The following is an 18,057-nucleotide window of genomic DNA, read 5'->3' on the forward strand; positions in this document are numbered from 1 at the left end:
GGATCAGTCAGGTATCAGAGTCGGTCGAGCAGCAACCTTCGATTGGTCTCGATCATCTCGATTTCGGTGGAGTACACCTCAACCACCAGGCCATCGGGATCTTCGAAGTACACGGCCGTGCGGACGTTGTCCGGACCGTGGTGATAACCCGGCGCGGGGCCATTGCCCTTGACCAGGGTGATGTTGTCGTCGGCAGCCACCTTGTCGGCGATGCGCTTGACATCCTCCGGCAGCGCACGAATGCCGATGTGGTAGCCCGGCGGGTAGACAAAGTCGGGATTGTGCTCGATGAAGAAGTCGAACCCGTTCAACTCCATCACCACTTTGCGTGGCCCCAGGTTGTAGCAATAGTGGGCGCCGAAGATGTCGCGATAAAACGCCTGGGAGGCTTCCAGGTTACGGGTGAGGATGTTGATGTGGGTCAGTTGCGGACGCTGGGATTCCAGCGCGGCCGCCTCGATGGATACGCCTTCCAGGGACCGCCACATTTTGATCGCGGCGGCGAATTTGGAGAAACCGGCCAGCCAGTTTTTCACCGTGTCCGTGGATACGCCCGCGTCAGTGATCGCCAGGCCATGGGGGTAAATGAAACAGGCCGTGCGTTGCAGCAATGCCGCGTTCAGCGGATCGCCGGCAGGTTGCCCGGCGCTGCCTTCGGCAAGGCGCACGATGCTGACCGCCTTGTTGTGGTAGCCATCGGCCAATGCCGCGAGCCGGGCAGTGAGGGTATCGAGGCTGTCTGCCGCCGACACCAGCAGGATAAACCCGTCGGCCTGGGGTAACTGCGCGCCCTCAACGGCAGCGCACAGTTCAAAACCGGCGGCTTTCGCGCAGGTGTTCAACGGCTCGAGAAAGCCGTTCAGACGTGCGGCCGTGTCGGAGCTGTACAAGGTAATAAAGCGCAGCATCAGGCAACCCTCCCCTCAGTGCGGCGACCGATCAACAGGCTGTAGCGCCCGATAGGCTCCTGGACCACCTCAAAGCCCTGGGCAACCATCTGTTCGGCGATCCAGCGGGTGGGATGCAGTTCGCCGTGCACCGTGTTGACCATCATGTGCAGGGAGAAATCCGCCGACAGCGCCGGGTGAATTTCATCGTCTTCCAGGGTCATGCTCAGCACCAGCAACGAACCGCCGTCGTTGACCAATTGGGCCGCCGAGCGGATCAGCGTGCTGGTTTCTTCGCGGGTGAAATAGTGCAGGCAATCATTGACCATGATCACGTCGGCGCTTTCACCTTCGTAGCGGGCCAGGTCCAGCAGGTTACGCTCCTTGAACGTCAGGCGCCCCGCCAACTGGTACTTCTCGACGGTGCTTTCGGCGGACTGGCGCGTGGCGGCCAGGTCCCAGATTTCGCCCTGGACCTGAGGGTGCCGCCGAGCGATTTCGGCGATGTAGGTGCCGTGTCCACCGGCCAGGTCGATGACCTTGCTGGCGGTATCGAACACCGGCAATTCCTTGAGCACATCGACCATGGGTTGACTGAAGCGCACCATCGCATCGTTGAAGGCATCACGTGCGGCAATGTCGTGCTTGAAGCGGTTCTCCTGCTGGAAATCCATGGACTCGGCGCTGCTCAGGATCTCCCCGAGGCGTGGCCAGTTCTGCCACTGCAAGCGCTGGTGGGCAATGATCGGGCCGATGAACTCGGCGCTGCGGCTGACCAGGAAACGCTCGGCCAGGGGCTGGTTGGTATAGGTGTCGGCGGACTTTTTCAACAGGCCCAGGGCGACCAGGCCATTGAGAAAGATCTTCGCCTTATTGGGCACCCAGCCCAATTGCTGGCTGATCGCGTTGGCGGTAGCCGGGCGGGCGGTGTGATCGAAGAGGTGCTGCGCTACGGCGAAGTGAAGGATGGCGGATTGTCGATACTGGTCGGAGAGTTTCACCAGGTCGACCACGCTGGACAGAGCGGTTACTTCATCGGCGTGCTCATAGATGGTCGTCGGCTTTTGCGCATTCATACAGATTCTCTTCCTTGAATGTTTTTGTCTTCACTGGCGTCGGCGAGCGATGAGTGCTTGGGACGCAGCGTGTTTTTTAACGGTCCGGAGTCGTGTGCAAATGAATGTTTACGAGCAGCTTCCAAAAAGCTAGCTACGATCCTAGTCGTAAGCCCTACAAAAGCAAGGCAAACCTTTTATAATTATTTGCTATTTATAATTACCTATTGATTCCATTTATTTATTATTTTCCTGAGCAGCAAAAATGACTATGCTCATGCCCACTACCCCTTACGCAATGGATGGCGCCAAAGGTCGACGAACTCCAGTGATGCCCTCACTCCCCATGGTTACACGCGATTTATGACCTCCAGACCTGCCGACGATACCCAGTCATCCACCGCTGAACGCATCCTGTTTTTGCTCAAGACCCGTGGCCCGTTGAAAACCACCGAACTGGCGTCCCTGCTGGAACTCACGTTTGAGGCAACCCGGCAACAAATCCAGAAGTTGCAGGCATCGGAACTGATCGTCGGCGTTTCGGCACCCACCTCCGGGGCCGGCCGCCCTTCGTTGAAGTGGGCGCTGACGGACACTGCGCAGAACAAATTCCCCGATTCCCACAGCGTGCTGACCCTGCACCTGATCGAATCCATCGAGGGGGTTTTCGGCAGTGACGGCATCGAAAAAATCATCACCAGCATGGAAGCGACCAACCGCCAGGAGTACGTCCAGGCGTGTTCGCAAGCCTCGTCCCTGGAAGAAAAAGTCGCCATCCTGGTGCGCATCCGCGAACTCGCCGGCTATATGGCGCATATGGAACCCGCAGGTGAAGGTTGGCTGCTGATCGAAAACCATTGCCCGATCTGCGCTGCCGCGCGCAAATGCCAGGGTTTCTGCCGCTCGGAGCTGCAGATATTTCGTGCAGCCATGGGTGACGACACCCTTGTCGAACGCTGCGAACACCTGATCTCCGGGGACCGGCGTTGCGTCTATAACATCCAACCGCGCACCTGACCGCCCCACACCAACCGCCCTAAAGGAATAAGGCCATGACCCCGACTATCGACTTGCTCGCCAACCACCGCAGCGAGCGCAGCTTCCAACCCACGCCCGTCAGCGACGAACACCTGGATGCCATCTTGCGGGCCGGCCACCTGGCGCCGACGTCCTTCAATGCCCAGCATATTTCCGTGGTGGTCGTGCGCGACGCAGGCACCCGCCAACGCATTGCGGCAATAGCCGGCGGCCAGCCCTGGATCGCGTCGGCACCGGTGTTTATCACCCTGGTGGTGGACTTTCACAAGACCGCCGTCGGTGCCGCGCTCAATGGCCAGCAACAGCAGATCCAGCGGCACTTGGAAGGGCTGATCGCCGCCAGCACCGACGGCGGCATCATCCTCAGCACCCTGATGATCGCCGCACGCTCATTGGGGTTGGGCGTGGTGCCGGTGGGCGGCATTCGTGCCAACGCCGAGGCGATGATCGAGCTGCTCGGGCTGCCCGAGCAGACCTTCGCCCTGTGCGGCCTGGCCCTGGGTCATGTGCACGAGCCGGCGGCACAGAAACCGCGCATGGGCATCGAAGCCTTCCGTCACGACGAGCGCTACAACCCGGCCGCGCTCGCACCGGCGATCAGTGCCTATGACCAGCACCTGATGCGCCATTGGCAGATCATCGGCCGTGCGGACGGCCAGTCCTGGTCAAGCACCGTGGGCCGCACGTATGCACGTAACTACCGGCCCGATCTCAAGGCTCAGTTGCTGGCCAATGGTTTGTCCGCTGATTGAGCCTGCTGCGCACCGCCACTGCCCCAGCCCAGCGCCTTGTATAGCGCGATGGCGTTGAGGTAGGACGCCGTCTCGGCATCGGCCACGTCCTTCTTGATCAGGAAAAACGCACGCTGGTTTTCCAGCACCGCCATGTAGGTGCCCGAACCGCTGCGGTAGCGTTTGCTGGCGATGTCGATCGCCTGCTCGGCATGGGTGGCGGACGCCAGCAAGGCGCCCAGGCGGGTCTGGTCCTGCGCCAGGCGCATCAGTGCATTTTCCACATCTTCCTGGGCCTTGAGCAGCGACTGTTGATAGCGCGCCAGGGCACCTTCGGCCTGGGCCTGGGAACCGCGCAGGCGTGCGCGCACGTTGCCCAGGCGAAACGCCGGCCAGTCCACCGACGGCGCCAGCTCATACGCGCGGGACGCGCTGCCCAGGTCGCCGCCACGCAGGGCGAAGAAGCCAATGAAACCGCCCAGGTTCAGGCGTGGGTACAAGTCCGCCGTGGCGGCGCCGACGTCTTCGGTGCTGGCGGCCAGCAGGCGTTCGGCGCTGACCACATCCGGACGATTGCGGATCAACTGGTCGACATCGCCCAAGGGCAGTTGCCGGGCCAGGGGCGCGAGGAAATGCGCCTTGGCCAGGGCCTGCTGTTGACGCGGTGGTTGGCCGGTCAATACGTCCAGGCGATAACCGGTTTCCTGGATCCGCGTCAGCAACGGTGGAATCGCTGCCTCACTGAGCAGCAGGTTGGCATGGGCGTTTTGCTGATCCTCGAATTGGCCGCTGCCGGCGCGCACCTGGGCGCTGGTCAGCGTGAGCGTTTCGCGCCAGGCACTGACCTGGGCCTGGGCCACCTCCAGGCTGCGGGTCAAGCCTTGCTGCTCGTAGTAATAACGCGCCACGTCGGCGGCGATGCTCAACTGCATCAGCGCCAGGTCCGCCTGCGCCGCCTGGGAACGTGCCATGGCCGATGCGGTCAGGCGCTGCAAACGCCCGAACACATCGATCTCCCACTGCACATCAAAGCCGGCGCGATAGGTCTGCGACAGCATCCGCTCCGGTGGCCCACCGTCGAACGGCAACTGCTGCTCCAGGCTGCGGCCATAGGCGGCACGGGCGGTGACGCCGGGATACTGGTCGAGCCGGCGGTCATCGAACACCGCGCGGGAGGCCAGCAGGTTGGCCTGGGCCTGGCGGATGTCATGGTTATGCGCCAGCGCCGTGTCGATCAGGCGATCGAGCTCGGCGTCGTCAAAAAACGACCACCACTGGGCCTGCACGGGCGCCTGTTGGGCGAACAAGGCCTTTTGCGCGGTGACCAGGCTGATCGGCGGGGTTACGGGCTTTTCGTAATGCGGCCCGACCATGCAGCCGTTGAGCAGCGTCAGCGCCAGCACGGTGGTGACAGTTTTGCCGGGCTTCATGGTTCACTCCTCAGGGTTTGCGCCAGGGACTGGGCCCGTGGGGTCGCGGCCGCCAGGGAATGCTTGCGGGCCAGCAGGGTGTAGACCGTCGGCAGCACGAACAGGGTGAAGCAGGTACCGATCAGCATGCCCGATACAATCACCACCCCCAGGCCATAGCGGCTGTTGGCCCCGGCACCCGAAGCGAACAGCAGCGGCACCAGGCCGACCACCATGGCCGCCGTCGTCATCAGGATCGGCCGCAAGCGAATCTGCGCGGCCTTGCGTATCGCCTCGGAACGGTCGAGGTGTTCCTGGGCCTGCAGGGCGTTGGCGAACTCGACCATCAGGATGCCGTGCTTGCTGATCAGCCCGATCAGGGTCACCAGGCCGATCTGGGTGTAGATATTGATCGTGGCGTAGCCCAGCGCCAGGGGAATCAGCGCGCCGCTGATGGACAGCGGCACGGTGATCAGGATGATCAGCGGGTCCATCAGGCTTTCGTACTGCGCCGCCAGTACCAGGTAGATCACGATCACCGCCGCCAGGAACGCCAGCAGCAGCGCATTGCCTTCCTGGGTGTACTGCCGCGCATCGGATTGCCAGTCGTAGCTGAACCCTACGGGCAACTCGGCGGTGACGCCCTCCAGGAACGCCACGGCGTCGCCCAGGGTGACCCCGGCCGCCGGCACGCCCTGGAAGGTCGCGGCGTTCTGCTGGTTGAACTGGGTCAGCTTGTTGGGTTCGACGTGCTCGGACACCTGGATCACCGTCGACAGCGGAATCAGCGTGTCGTCTTCCGTGCGCACATACTGGCGGGTCAGGGCTTCGGGCGTCAGTCGCTCACTGCCCGGGCTCTGGGCAATCACATCATAGGAGCGGCCCTCCAGGCCAAAGCGGTTGAGATAGTTTTCCCCCACCAGCACCGCCAGCGATTCGCCGATGTCCTGCATGCGGATCCCCAGGCTGTTGGCCTTGGCCCGGTCCACCCGCACCTGTACCACCGGGTTGTTATAGTCCAGGTCACTGTCGACCACGGCGAACAACCCACTGTCGCGGGCCTTCTGCTTGATCTGCTCCATGGTTTCGTACAGCACGCGGTAATCCTGGGAGCTGCGCAGCACCAGTTGCACCGGCAGGCCACCGGTGGAGCCCGGCAAGGCAGGCAACTGGAAGGCAAAGATGCTGGTGCCTTCCACATCGTTGGTGGCCGCCTGCAGGTCGACCTGGATCTGCGCGGCGGTGCGCTCGCGCTCGCCCCACAACGTCAGGTTGATGCCGCCAATGCTCGAGGCGATGCCGTCGCTGCCATTGATGATCCAGGTGCTGACGGTTTCCGGCAGGCGCCCATAGACCTCATTCAGCTTGGTGGAAAAGCGCTCGACGTATTCCAGGTTGGCATGTTGCGGCGCCTTGATGGCGGTGAGCAGCCCGGCCTGGTCCTCGGTGGGCGCCAGCTCCCGCTGCGGCAACTGGTACAGCCACGGCAGGCTGATCATCACCAGCAAGGCAAACAGCCCGCTGAGCCAGCGATGCCGCAGCGACAGGTCCAGTACCTTGGCATAACGCAGGGCCAGGCCGTCGAAGAAACGGTTGGCCAGGTGTGCCATGCGCCCTTCCGATTGCTTGGACTGCAGCAGGAACGAGCTCATGACCGGCGACAACGTCAGCGCCACCACGCCGGACACGATCACCGCGCCGGCCAGGGTCAGGGCGAACTCCCGAAACAACGCCCCCGTGAGGCCGCCCATCATGCCGATGGGCGCATACACCGCCGCAAGGGTAATGGTCATGGCGATCACCGGCCCCGCCACTTCCCGCGCACCGACCAGGGCGGCCGCCACCGGGGTCTTGCCCTCCTCGATATGCCGGTGCACGTTCTCCACCACCACAATCGCATCGTCCACCACCAGCCCCACGGCCAGCACCATCGCCAGCAGCGTCAACAGGTTGAGGCTGAAACCGAACGCCAGCATCAGCGCCGCGGCCCCCAGCATCGACAAGGGGATGGTCACCACCGGAATCAGTACCGTGCGCAACGACCCCAGGCACAGGTAGATGACGATCACCACGATCAGCAAGGCCTCGAGCAGGGTCTTCATCACCTCGTCGATGGAGGTCTGGATAAAGCGCGCGGTTTCAAACGCCAGCTCGGCCTTGACGTCCGGCGGCAGGGTCTTGCGCACGTCCGGCAGGAGTTTCTTGATACCGTCGACGATCACCAGCGGGTTGCCGCCGGGCGTCGGGAACAACCCCAGGTGCACGGCCGAAACGCCGTCCATGGTGGCACTGGTTTCGCTGGACGCCGCGCCCAGCTCCACGGTACCGACGTCCTTCAGGCGCACCAGGCCGTTGCCATCGTTGCGCAGCACCAAATCGCGAAATTCATTGACGTTGGTCAGGTCGGTATTGACCCGCAGGTTGGCGACCACGAACAGGCCTTTGACCTTGCCCGGCGCCGCCTGGTAGTTGTTGCGGCGCACCGCGTCGGCCACATCGGCGGCGGTCAGGCCGCGCGCAGCCAGCCGTGCGGGGTCGATCCACAGGCGCATCGCCAGGGTTTGCCCGCCGAACACCTGGACCTTGGCCACGCCCTCGATGGTGCTCATCACCGGCTCCACCACCCGTGCCAGGTAATCGGTCAAGGCCGGGGTCGACAGGGTCGGGCTGGAGAACCCGATATAGGCCACCGCCGTCGACTCGCCGGACGAGCGCTCGATCACCGGGTCATAGGCCTGCTCCGGCAGCCGGAAACGCACCTGGTTGACCTTGGCCATGACTTCCGTGAGCGCCTGGGTCGAGTCACGGTTGAGCTCCATGCGCACCGTGACCACGCTGCGCCCCTGCACCGACGAACTCGACAGGTAATCCACACCTTCCACCGACGACACCGCCTGGGCAATCGGTTGGGTGACGAAGCCCTGCATCAGGTCGGATGACGCGCCGGGGTATTCGGTGGTCACGGTGATGGTGGAGCTTTCCAGCATCGGGTACTGGCGGATCGGCAGCTGCAACAAGGACATGATCCCCAGCAGCAGGATCAGAATACTGACGACAAGCGCGAGCACCGGCCGCCGAACGAAAATATCGGTGAAAGTCATGAGCGTTCTCTGGGCGAAGAATCAGATGCCCGTCACAGGCGGTTTGGACGCAGGCAGGGCCAGGGTGTCATCGGTCGCCTGCACCGCCATGCCGTCACTGAGCTTGAGTTGTCCGGAGGTCACCACCTGGTCACCCTCGTGCAAGCCTTCCTGGATCTGGACCCAACCGTCCTGGCGCTGGCCGATTTTCACCGCCACCCGCTTGACCACCAGCGTGGCGCCCTGGTCCGGGCGGGCAAGGAAAACGGTATCGCCATAGGCGGTGTAGGCCACCGCCGTTTCCGGCACGGTGAGCACATCGGCCACCTCGGTATCGGCCACTTTGACGCTGGCGTACATGCCCGGCTTGAGGGGGGCGTCCGGGCTCTCCAGCGTGGCCTGCACCTGCACCGTGCGTGAGCGGCCGATCATCGGGTCGACGGCACTGATCCGCGCCTTGAACACCCGGTCAGGGTAGGCGTCGATCAGCACGCCCACGGTTTGCCCAACGACCAGGCGGCGACTGAGCTGCTCATCCAGGGAAAAATTGACATAGAGCACCTGGGTGTTGACCAGGCTGACGATGCGATCGCCGACATTGAGGTACTGCCCTTCGTTGACCTGACGAATCCCCAGCACCCCGGCGAAGGGTGCGCGGATAGTCTTCTGGGCAATCAGTGCCTGGACTTTTTTCAACTCGCCCAAGGCCATGTCATGGGCGGCCCGGGCGTTGTCGAGCTGTTCCTGGGTCGCGGCGTTTTCCCTGACCAGCCCGGTCACGCGCTTGCGGATGATCTCGGCATTGCGCACCTGGGCCTGCAGCCGCAACTGCTCGGCCTGTTCCGGGGCATCGTTGAGTTTGACCAGCACCTCGCCAGCCTTGACCTGGCGGCCCGACTCGAAGTTGATCAAGGTGACCCGCCCGCCGACCTCGGCGGAAACCTGCACCTGGGAGGCCGCTTCCAGCTCACCGACGCCGGCGAAATACACATTGGCCGGGCGCAATTGCACCGCCCCCAGGGCCACCTTGGTCAAGGCGCTGGCGGGGGCATCGGCAGATTGGGCCTGGGACGGCGCGCGCGACATCATCACCACCGCGATGACCGCCACCGGAATCAACACCAGGCTGGTTATCTTCTTCTTGTTCATGGACGTCCTTATCACGATGAGTGCGTTACGCGCGGTTCACAGCCAGCTGTGGTTAAACAGGAAGAAGGCCAGTACCGCCCAGATCGACAGCACCAGGTGAGTCAGTTGCAACCCCTCCTGGCGAATCCAGTAGCCGAACCACAAGCCCCCCAGCAGCATCGCGAAGACAAACGCCGAAAACGCGCTGAGGGCGAGGTTGAGCCAGGGCCTTGCCGACAGCAGGCCATCGCCGAGGATCAAGTGATAACTGCCGGTCCAGGCCGCGAGTGCAGCGACCAATTGCAGGGCCAGTACCACCAGCAGGGCCAGTTGGTGCAGACGGGGTGAACGCACGGCCCGCACCAGCAAGGGAATGTCGATGGCGGGGCTCTGGCGCAACGGCTCCATGGCCATGGTCGCGCCTACCGCGCCTACCGAGCTGCGAAACGCTTGCCAGTTGTTAAGCACCGCAATGCTCAGCCACAGGCTCAAGCCAACGGCCTGTACGCCCAGGAACACTGACATCGAGTGACCCAGTAACCCTGCCTCCACAGTCATTCAAACCTCCGTATTTGTCGAAAGGGAAATCCAGCCTCAGGCATATACACAAGACATTGCTTGGATAATACGTCGCAGGCGTTTAAATACAAGATTTATCTTTGTGCGGGAGGGGCTTCAGGAAGGTTGGAAACGCTGTCTGGCAGGCGCCCGCCGGGGCGTTCGGCGCAGTCACGCCGAAGCCCGGAAGCGGTTGTGAGGGGGGGTTACTTGCGAGGGATTATCACGCCGTCCTGGCGGCGATGGCTTCGATTTCCACCAGTGCACCGGGCAATGGCAACGCCACGACCTGCAAAGCGGTGCGTGCGGGCTTGTTCGGCTGCTCGGGGGTGCCGAAGAACTGCGTATACCCACGCTGCAACCCGGCGAAATCCAGCTTGCCGCCCGTTTCCTCGGCGCCGACCAGGAATACCCGTAACTGCACGATATCGCCCAGGTCCAGGTCTTGCTGGCGCAGGATCTGGCGCAGCTTGTTGAAGACCGAAACCGTCTGCACTTCGGTGTTGCCAAACACCCCGGGAACCGTTGGATCAACCAGGTCCGGCAAGGTCCCGCTGACAAAGATCAGGCTGGCGGACGCCGGTACGGTGACGGTCTGCGAGATCGGGAAATCGCCGACGCTGGTGCGTTGAATGCTGTCGCTCATGGTGTGTCTCCTTAAGAGGCGGCGAGTGCCGCGACCTGTCGTTGTTGGGTCACGCGTTCAGCCAGTTGCGCGACCACATGCCGCGCCGAGTTGGCCGCCGATTCCTGCCAGATGCCCACGCCGCTTTGCACCAGGCCGTCGCCGGCGAAGTACACGCGGCCGTGGCCTTCTTCGAGCAAGGCGCTGGCATCGGCCGGGAAGTGTTCACGTTGCAGCCACGGGCCTTCGCTGAAGGGGATCTGTTCCCAGGACACCGCCAGCGGATGACGCAGGTGCCTGGAGTAGCCCGGATGCAGCAGTTCCACCGCTTCCTTGGAGGTGGCGTACTGCTGGTCGAACGGTCGCGCGCCAAACGCATCGGCGCCCTCCCCGGTCACGTAGCCGGCCACCAGCAGGCCCTCGCGGGTGTTGAGGTCGTTGCTCGGGTACCAGAGCAGGCGCGCCGGGTGTTCGATCCACGACAGGCCGCCGTAGGTACGGTAGTCGGTTTCCCAGAAGCGTGGGGACTGCCACGCCACTTTGGTGGCCTGGTCGCTGCGGGTGCTGAGCAAGGCGGCCTTGATCGGGTCGCTGAAGTCGGTGTCGAGCTTGGCCAGCAATGGCAGCGGCAAGGTCGAGACCAGATAGTCGGCGCGTACCACCTGCTCGCGACCGCTGCGTTGGTCGTGGTAGGTCACGGCCACGCCGTTTTCCAACTGACGGATCTGGCGCACCTGGGCGCCCAGTTGCACGTGATCGCTGACGCGCCGGTAGAAGGCGTCGGTGATGCGGTCCATGCCGCCCACCGGTTGGAACATCGTCGCCGAAAACTCCGGAAATTCGGTGTGCAGCAAGGCGCCCCACAGCTCGGGGTGCAGCAGTTGGTCCAGTGCCAACGGGCTGCGGCTGGCGGGCAAGGCGCCGGGATGTGCCGGGGATTCCAGGTGCCCCGAACGGATCGTGCCCTCAAAGGCCAGCTCCTGGGACAGGTCGCCATACACGTGCAAAAACGCCAGCAAGCGCGTGCGTTCCTCGGCGCTCAGCACATCGTCGAGGGCATCGCGCTGCACCGCCTTGGCCAGCAACCCGGACACGTGCCCGCGCGCATCGTTGATCGCCTGGCCGACGCTGAAGGCCGGCTGGTTCACATCCGGCCGCACCTGGGCGCCATGGCTGCTGTTGACCAGCACTTCCAGCGGCACCCCCAGCTCACTGCAATAGTCGAGGATCGTACTGTGCTGGCTGGGAATCCGTGCAGGCCCGGCGTTGAAGTAATGCCCCGGCTCGAACGCGGCGGTTTGCGTGCGGCCATCCTGGTAGTCCACGCGGTCGCCATGGCGGATTGTCCAGGTGCGACCGCCGACCCGCTCACGGGCTTCCAGCACCTGCACGCTGAACCCGGCGCGGGTCAGTTCCAGGGCGGTGACCAGCCCGGCAATCCCGGCGCCCAGCACCAGCACGCGGGTGCCATGCCCCAGGCCGTCCTTGAGTTTCAACGGTTGCGGTCGGCGGTGCGATGACGGCCCGAGGCCGAGTACCGCGAGTGCATCCTTGACGGCTTTTTCGCCGCCTACCGCAGCGATGCTCGACAACGCTTCACGTCGTGTCAGTCCCATGTCGATTGCTCCTTAATCCGGTAGGCCCGGTGGGTTGATCAGCGACTTGTCGACGCGTTCCACATCCAGGCCCCAGCGTTGCAGCACCTGCTCGTACTGGCCGCCGGCAATCGCGCCTTCCAGAGCGGTGTGGATCGGCTTGACCAGGCCGTTGTCCTTGCGGGTGGTCACGGCAATGTCCGCCTGCAATGGCCAGCCACCGTTCACCGTGCCGACGCGCTTGATGCCGCCGGTGATCGCCGCCGAATAGGCATACACCGAGTTGGGCCCGAACAGCGCATCGCTGCGCCCCGACTGCACCGCCAGTTGCGCGGCGGCCTGGTCGTCGAAGTACTGCAACAGCGCGGGTTTGAGGCCGGCCTTTTCGTTGGCCTCGTTCCAGGCCAGCAGGACTTTTTCCTGGTTAGTGCCGGAGCCGACGATGATCTTCAGCCCGGCAATATCGGCTGCCTGCTTGATCTCGCTGATCTTGCTGGTGGTCTTGACGTAGAAGCCGAGCACATCCTGGCGATAGGTGGCGAAGTCAAAGCGCTTCTTGCGCGCCTCGGTCACCGTGACGTTGCTGATCACCGCGTCGTACTTGCCCGAGCTGACGCCCAGGGGCCAGTCTTCCCAGCTGGTCTGCACCACATTGAGTTGCAGGCCGAGGCTGTCGGCCACCAGTTGCGCGGTGTCGGCTTCGCTGCCGATGGTGGTCTTGTCGTCGCTGGCCAGCAGCGCCAGGGGCGGCCCTGCCACGCCGGACACGGCCACGGTGAACTTGCCCGGCTGGGCGAACTTGAAGCCCGGCGGGATCTGCGCAATCGCCGCTTCGTTACGCGGCACATGGATGCGTGGGCGGTCGGGGCTGAGGTCGACCTGTTGCACGGCGAATGCGCTTTGCGCAGCACTGACGGCCAGCGCCAGCAGGGCCACGCGGGTGATGTTGATGAACATGGGCAGTCACTCCTTGAACTAAAGCACCTTGCCGAGAAAGGCCACGGTGCGGGGATGTCGGGGTTGGCGGAAAATCTGTTCGGGCGGGCCTTCTTCGATCAACTCGCCGTCGCAGAGAAACACCACGTGGTCGGCCACTTCGCGGGCAAAGCCGATTTCGTGGGTGACGATCACCAGGGTCACGCCCAGCCGGGTCAGGCCCTTGATCACGTCGAGTACTTCGCCCACCAGTTCCGGGTCGAGGGCTGAGGTGGGTTCATCGAACAGCAGCACCTTGGGGTCCAGCGCCAGTGCGCGGGCAATGGCGACGCGCTGTTGCTGGCCGCCGGAAAGCTGGCGTGGGTAGGCATCGACCTTGTCCGCCAGGCCAACCTTGGCCAACAGTGCGGTGGCCTTGGCCTGGGCGTCGGCCTTGCTCCAGCGCTTGTGCGCCAGCGGCGCCTCGGCGACGTTTTCCCAGGCGGTGAGGTGCGGGAACAGGTTGAAGTTCTGGAACACAAAACCGACGTCGATACGGCGCTTGAGAATCTCGCGTTCCTTGAGCTCGTAAAGCAGGTCGCCCTTGCGTCGATAGCCGACGTATTCACCGTCGATGGTGATGTGCCCGCTGTCGATCTTTTCCAGGTGGTTGATGGTGCGCAGCAAGGTGGATTTACCCGAGCCGGACGGCCCGAGAATCACCGTGACCTTGCCCGGATCGATGGTCAGGTCGATGTCTTTCAACACCTGTTGATTGCCAAAGCGCTTGCCCACGCCCTGGATCTGGATACGGCCGGCGCGGGCTTCACTCATGGGTGTTCTCCTTCAGCCAGCGGCGCACGCGTTGCCATGGCGTGGGCGGCAGCACCCTGGCCGTACCCCGTGCGAAATGCCGCTCGACGTAGTACTGGGCGCTCGTGAGCACGGTGGTGATGATCAGGTACCAGACGGTGGCGACGATCAGCAGCGGGATCACCGCCTGGGTGCGGTTGTAGATGACCTGCACGGTGTAGAACAGCTCCGGCAGGGCCAGCACGTAGACGATGGAGGTGCCCTTGACCAGGCCGATGATTTCATTGAACCCCGACGGCAGGATCGAGCGCAGCGCCTGGGGCAGGATGATCCGGAAGATCCGCCGCGAGGCCGGCAGGCCCAGGGCCGCCGCCGCTTCATGCTGGCCGGCATCCACACCGATCAGGCCGCCGCGAATGATCTCCGCCGCGTACGCCGCCTGCATCAGGCTCAGGCCCAGTACGGCCACGGTGAATTGGCTGAGTACGTCCACCGTCGACCACTCGGCGAACACCACGCTGGTGAACGGTACGCCGAGGACAATGTGGTCGTACAGGTAGGCGAAGTTGTAGAGGATGATCAGCACCAGCAGCGCCGGCATCGAGCGGAAAAACCAGATGTAGCCCCAGGCCAGGGCCGCCAGCAGCGGCGAGCCCGACAGCCGCGCCAACGCCAGCGCAGTGCCGAGGATGGCGCTGAACACCGTGCTCAGCAGCGTCAGCAACAGGGTCTGGCCGAGGCCACGCAGCACCGACGGCGAGAAGAACCACTGGCCGAACACGCCCCACTCCCAGCGCGGGTTGGTGGCCAGGGAATGGGCGATGGCGAGCAGCACCAGCGCGGCAAAGATCGACCCGGCCCAGCGCCAGGGGTGCCGCGCGGGCACCACCTGCAGGGCTTTGATCGGTGTGGACACACGGGCCTGGCGCAGCGCGCCGGGCGAGTCAATCAGGTCATAGGATTTGGCAACGATGGGCATGATGTATTCCTCGGCCTAGAAGGCATAGGTCAAGCGGGTGTAGTAGTACCCGCCGGTAAAACCGTAGGGCGAATAGGTGCCGTAGCTGCTGACCATGGTGCTGCTCGGTACACCTTGTTTTTTCGGGTAGACGTCGAACAGGTTCTTGGCGCCGATGGCCACGTTGAGGTCTTTGGTGAGGTTGTAGCCAAGATCGAGGTCGGTGATCCACTTGGCGCTGTAGACCCGGTCGAGGCTGCGGTCGGCGGAGACGTTGACTTCTTTGTAAGAGCCGTAGCGGGTCAGGGCCAGGTTGAGGTTGAAGCGTTCGATGCTCCAGTCGCCACCGAGGATCAGCTTGGTGCTGGGCTGCACGCCGGTGATCAGGTTGCGGGCCTGGCGGTCCATCAGGTCATAGGCCGTGCCCAGGATCGTGGTGGATTCCTTGTAATTGAGGATTCTGGTCTGGTTCCAGTTGAACGCGGCGGTCCATTTCAGCGCGCCATAGGGGCCGAGGTCCTGGCTGTAGTTGCCGACCAGGTCCAGGCCTTTGGTGCGGGTGTCGGCGCCGTTGATGAAGTACTGGCCGCCGGAGGTGGAGGTGATGCCATTGCCTTGCAGCACCTGGGTGATTTCCGGGCCGAGCAAGGTGCCCGTGAGGGTGATGCGGTCGCGCAGGTTGATCACGTAGGCGTCGGCGGTGAAGCTCAGGCGATCGCTGGGGGTGAGGGTGAAACCCAGGCTGAAGTTGGTGGAACGCTCGGGCTTCAGTTCCTGCGCCCCCAAGGCCTGGGCGGCGGCCGAACCTACCGGCAGCACGCCGTAGTTGATCGATTGGTACACGCCGTCGACCACGCCATAGGTGGTGGATCGCGCACTGAACAGGCTGTTGGCCAGGGACGGTGCACGGAAGCCATTGCTCACGGTGGCGCGCACGGCGAACTGCGGGGTGAAGTCGTAGCGGGTGGTCAGCTTGCCGCTGCGGGTAGCGCCCACGCCCTGGTTGTAATGCTCGTAGCGAAACGCGGTGCCCACGTACCAGTCCGGCACCGGGTTGAAGCCCACGTCGACGTAACTGGCGAGGCTGTTGCGCGAGGCGCTGCTTTCTTCATCCGGCGAGATGCCGTTGGTGACCTGGGCTCCGGACGACGCACAGTTACCCGGTGCCACGCAGTAGCCGCCGTTGGCGTAGGACTCATAGTCACCGGCCTGCACCTCGTAGGTGTCGCGGCGATGTTCGAAACCGTAGCTCAGGTCCAGCGGCTTTTGCAGGCCGATGTCGAAGCCGCGCTTGAAATCGAGGTTGGTGGTCAGCTCGGTGGAAATCCAGGTACCGGAGGTGAAGCTGTTCGGCGTGGCCTCGCCCAGGGATGGGTTCTGGTTATGGGTGGTGCCCTGCTCCGCCTCGTTGCGTCCGTAGGTGGTGGACAGGTCCCAGTCCCACTCGCCGACGGTGCCTTTACCGCCGAATGCGGCCTGGAAGTCGTCCTCGTCGATATACCAGGTCGGCGTGTAGCCGCCGGGGTAACCGTTAGGCCCGGTGGTGATGGTGTTGGTGATGGTCGGCAGGCGGAAGTTCTGGCCCTGCTCGGCCTTGCGCCGCGAATAGGTGGTGAAGGAATACAGGCTGAAGCTGTCGTCGATCGGCAATTCGGCGTTGTAGCCCAGGGTCAGCAGGTTGGTCTTCGGTGTGCCGTAGCCGCCATAGGTGGAGCGGCCGGCCTGCTCAAAGGCCTGGGCATAGGTGTAGCCATTGGCGCTGGCCTTGTTGTCGTCGTTCTGACTGCGCGCGTCCAGGGCCAACTGCACGATGCCGCCGTTGCCGATCTCGAAGCCCTTGTTGAGGCTTTGCTGCACGGTCTGTTTCTTGCCGTCGTAACCCTGGCCGACATTGGTCACCGAGGTGCCACTGGTGTCGGCCTTGAGGATCACGTTGATGACCCCGGCGATGGCATCGGAGCCGTACTGGGCGGCGGCCCCGTCGCGCAGGACTTCGACGTGGTCGATGGCGCTGATCGGGATCAAATCCAGGTCTGCCGGCGCGGCGCCGGTGTTGATGCCGTTGATGTTCAGGGTGGCCGCGGTGTGGCGGCGCTTGCCATTGACCAGCACCAGCACTTCGGCGGCACTCATGCCGCGCAGGTTCGGCGCACGGGCGATGCCGCTGGCGTCCCAACCGGTTTTTTCCGGCAGGGTCAGCGATGGGATCACCGCGCTCAACGCCTCCATCAAACCGGGCTTGCCGGTGCTCTGCAATTGCTTGGCGCTGACCACATCGATCGGCACCGGGCTGCTGGTGACCGTGCGTTGTTCGGCGCCACGGTTACCGGTGACCACCACGGTGGAAAGGGTGCTGTCGTCCTGGGCCCGGGCGGTAGTGGCCAGGATTGCCAGCGCCAGGATGGCGGTCGGTTGTAAGACTTGCTTCATAGCCACTCCAGACATTCCAAATCGCAAAGTCGGGCAGTCACGCGGGCGGGCGCGGTGCTCGGTTTTTTTCAGGGGGGTTGCGGCGATTGGGGACTAGGTGTGGCGCTGGGTTTGAATTGGCAACATACGTTGAACTCCCTTCCAACGATTCTGCTGCGGGGATGATCACCCGGTTATGGCGCGCAGAATCTTGATTACGCTGGGTACCATCCGAGGTCAGGGGTAGGCTGTTGCGATCAAACATAACGGAATGGGTTTTGAAAATACAATGCTGTTTTGATATAAGCTAATATTCTCTAATTTTATTATTTTTTAGTTTTTTTATTCATATAAATAATGTCTTTTCGAGATTGGCCTTTAGCTCAGGCCGAGGTCTACCTGAGGTATGCAAATCCAAATGTGGGAGGGGCGGTGCGACGGTTCGACTTGCCCCCTGATGGCAGTGGGTCAGCTACAGATGCATCAACTGACACTCCCGCATCGGGGCATGGATATCTACACAACTTTTCAGCCTCTGATAAATCTCCCTGTGGCGAGCGGGCTTGTCCCGCGTTGGGCCGCGTAGCGGCCCCAAAACAGCCGCTATGGAGTTTCTGATACACCGCATTCAGCTTTACTGGGGCTGCTACGCAGCCCAACGCGGGACAAGCCCGCTCGCCACAGGGGAACTCGCCAGTCTCTGAAAATTGTGTAGATACCTATGCCCCGATGAGTATGGGTATCTACACAACGTTGTATTAACCAACGGTAACCACGATGCGAAGCGAGCCGCCCTTGATCTTGCTTTAGATCTTGATCTCAGGCGCCCCGTTAAACCACGCTGGCCGGAATTCGA

At 63.1% G+C, this 18,057-nt stretch carries 14 protein-coding genes; 2 read left to right on the forward strand and 12 right to left on the reverse strand.

Translation table 11 applies throughout. The features are described from left to right. Positions 1 to 14: 14 nt before the first annotated feature. A complete protein-coding gene (locus BLQ09_RS00985; RefSeq protein WP_027607436.1) occupies positions 15 to 908 on the reverse strand; it encodes a VOC family protein in 894 nt (297 codons plus the stop codon). Beyond that, positions 908 to 1,963, reverse strand: a complete 1,056-nt coding sequence (locus BLQ09_RS00990; protein ID WP_027607435.1) for a class I SAM-dependent methyltransferase — start codon at positions 1,961 to 1,963, stop codon at positions 908 to 910. Before BLQ09_RS00990 ends, BLQ09_RS00985 begins: the two co-directional genes overlap by 1 nt. A 342-nt stretch (positions 1,964 to 2,305) precedes the next feature. Between BLQ09_RS00990 and BLQ09_RS00995 the strand changes: the two genes are divergently transcribed. Then, entirely contained in the window at positions 2,306 to 2,959 is a 654-nt protein-coding gene (locus BLQ09_RS00995) for a helix-turn-helix transcriptional regulator (protein ID WP_027607434.1), read from the forward strand. Positions 2,960 to 2,994: 35 nt separating this feature from the next. Beyond that, the gene (locus BLQ09_RS01000; protein ID WP_027607433.1) at positions 2,995 to 3,732 is read left to right on the forward strand and encodes a nitroreductase family protein; all 738 of its coding nucleotides are present in this window, start codon (positions 2,995 to 2,997) and stop codon (positions 3,730 to 3,732) included. Here the strand turns inward: BLQ09_RS01000 and BLQ09_RS01005 are convergent. The 10 genes from BLQ09_RS01005 to BLQ09_RS01050 form a co-directional block, all read right to left on the reverse strand. Next, entirely contained in the window at positions 3,699 to 5,141 is a 1,443-nt protein-coding gene (locus BLQ09_RS01005) for an efflux transporter outer membrane subunit (RefSeq protein ID WP_027607432.1), read from the reverse strand. The two genes, BLQ09_RS01000 and BLQ09_RS01005, sit on opposite strands and share 34 nt — an antisense overlap. Then, on the reverse strand, positions 5,138 to 8,221 hold the full coding sequence (locus BLQ09_RS01010) for a MexW/MexI family multidrug efflux RND transporter permease subunit (protein ID WP_092354837.1): 3,084 nt from the start codon (positions 8,219 to 8,221) through the stop codon (positions 5,138 to 5,140). The genes BLQ09_RS01005 and BLQ09_RS01010 overlap by 4 nt, the downstream gene beginning before the upstream one ends. Before the next feature lie 21 nt (positions 8,222 to 8,242). Next, positions 8,243 to 9,349 carry an efflux RND transporter periplasmic adaptor subunit gene (locus BLQ09_RS01015; RefSeq protein WP_092354840.1) on the reverse strand — a complete coding sequence of 369 codons (1,107 nt, stop codon included), beginning with the start codon at positions 9,347 to 9,349 and terminating at the stop codon, positions 8,243 to 8,245. 36 nt (positions 9,350 to 9,385) lie between these two features. Beyond that, the gene (locus BLQ09_RS01020) at positions 9,386 to 9,886 is read right to left on the reverse strand and encodes a DUF2165 family protein (RefSeq protein ID WP_043293747.1); all 501 of its coding nucleotides are present in this window, start codon (positions 9,884 to 9,886) and stop codon (positions 9,386 to 9,388) included. Positions 9,887 to 10,109: 223 nt separating this feature from the next. Further along, positions 10,110 to 10,532 (reverse strand): RidA family protein, encoded by a 423-nt coding sequence (locus BLQ09_RS01025; RefSeq protein WP_027607428.1) that lies wholly within the window; start codon positions 10,530 to 10,532, stop codon positions 10,110 to 10,112. An 11-nt stretch (positions 10,533 to 10,543) separates the two neighbouring features. Beyond that, entirely contained in the window at positions 10,544 to 12,127 is a 1,584-nt protein-coding gene (locus BLQ09_RS01030; protein WP_092354843.1) for a flavin monoamine oxidase family protein, read from the reverse strand. 12 nt (positions 12,128 to 12,139) lie between these two features. Next, a complete protein-coding gene (locus tag BLQ09_RS01035) occupies positions 12,140 to 13,063 on the reverse strand; it encodes an ABC transporter substrate-binding protein (RefSeq protein WP_027607426.1) in 924 nt (307 codons plus the stop codon). Between the two features lie 18 nt (positions 13,064 to 13,081). Further along, positions 13,082 to 13,855, reverse strand: coding sequence for an amino acid ABC transporter ATP-binding protein (locus BLQ09_RS01040; RefSeq protein ID WP_027607425.1), 774 nt, complete (start codon positions 13,853 to 13,855; stop codon positions 13,082 to 13,084). Next, positions 13,848 to 14,813, reverse strand: a complete 966-nt coding sequence (locus tag BLQ09_RS01045; RefSeq protein ID WP_027607424.1) for an amino acid ABC transporter permease — start codon at positions 14,811 to 14,813, stop codon at positions 13,848 to 13,850. The genes BLQ09_RS01040 and BLQ09_RS01045 overlap by 8 nt, the downstream gene beginning before the upstream one ends. A gap of 15 nt (positions 14,814 to 14,828) precedes the next feature. Continuing rightward, on the reverse strand, positions 14,829 to 17,222 hold the full coding sequence (locus BLQ09_RS01050; protein ID WP_092354846.1) for a TonB-dependent receptor plug domain-containing protein: 2,394 nt from the start codon (positions 17,220 to 17,222) through the stop codon (positions 14,829 to 14,831). Positions 17,223 to 18,057: the final 835 nt, after the last annotated feature.

The organism is Pseudomonas sp. NFACC25, from assembly GCF_900100935.1.
In the GTDB taxonomy this organism is placed as follows: Bacteria; Pseudomonadota; Gammaproteobacteria; order Pseudomonadales; family Pseudomonadaceae; genus Aquipseudomonas; species Aquipseudomonas marginalis.

What these genes read in the sequence shown, in the direction of transcription:
- BLQ09_RS00985 (WP_027607436.1), bottom strand. Translation starts at nt 908, where the DNA reads ATGCTGCGCTTTATTACCTTGTACAGCTCCGACACGGCCGCACGTCTG.
- BLQ09_RS00990 (WP_027607435.1), bottom strand. Translation starts at nt 1,963, where the DNA reads ATGAATGCGCAAAAGCCGACGACCATCTATGAGCACGCCGATGAAGTA.
- BLQ09_RS00995 (WP_027607434.1), top strand. Translation starts at nt 2,306, where the DNA reads ATGACCTCCAGACCTGCCGACGATACCCAGTCATCCACCGCTGAACGC.
- BLQ09_RS01000 (WP_027607433.1), top strand. Translation starts at nt 2,995, where the DNA reads ATGACCCCGACTATCGACTTGCTCGCCAACCACCGCAGCGAGCGCAGC.
- BLQ09_RS01005 (WP_027607432.1), bottom strand. Translation starts at nt 5,141, where the DNA reads ATGAAGCCCGGCAAAACTGTCACCACCGTGCTGGCGCTGACGCTGCTC.
- BLQ09_RS01010 (WP_092354837.1), bottom strand. Translation starts at nt 8,221, where the DNA reads ATGACTTTCACCGATATTTTCGTTCGGCGGCCGGTGCTCGCGCTTGTC.
- BLQ09_RS01015 (WP_092354840.1), bottom strand. Translation starts at nt 9,349, where the DNA reads ATGAACAAGAAGAAGATAACCAGCCTGGTGTTGATTCCGGTGGCGGTC.
- BLQ09_RS01020 (WP_043293747.1), bottom strand. Translation starts at nt 9,886, where the DNA reads ATGACTGTGGAGGCAGGGTTACTGGGTCACTCGATGTCAGTGTTCCTG.
- BLQ09_RS01025 (WP_027607428.1), bottom strand. Translation starts at nt 10,532, where the DNA reads ATGAGCGACAGCATTCAACGCACCAGCGTCGGCGATTTCCCGATCTCG.
- BLQ09_RS01030 (WP_092354843.1), bottom strand. Translation starts at nt 12,127, where the DNA reads ATGGGACTGACACGACGTGAAGCGTTGTCGAGCATCGCTGCGGTAGGC.
- BLQ09_RS01035 (WP_027607426.1), bottom strand. Translation starts at nt 13,063, where the DNA reads ATGTTCATCAACATCACCCGCGTGGCCCTGCTGGCGCTGGCCGTCAGT.
- BLQ09_RS01040 (WP_027607425.1), bottom strand. Translation starts at nt 13,855, where the DNA reads ATGAGTGAAGCCCGCGCCGGCCGTATCCAGATCCAGGGCGTGGGCAAG.
- BLQ09_RS01045 (WP_027607424.1), bottom strand. Translation starts at nt 14,813, where the DNA reads ATGCCCATCGTTGCCAAATCCTATGACCTGATTGACTCGCCCGGCGCG.
- BLQ09_RS01050 (WP_092354846.1), bottom strand. Translation starts at nt 17,222, where the DNA reads ATGAAGCAAGTCTTACAACCGACCGCCATCCTGGCGCTGGCAATCCTG.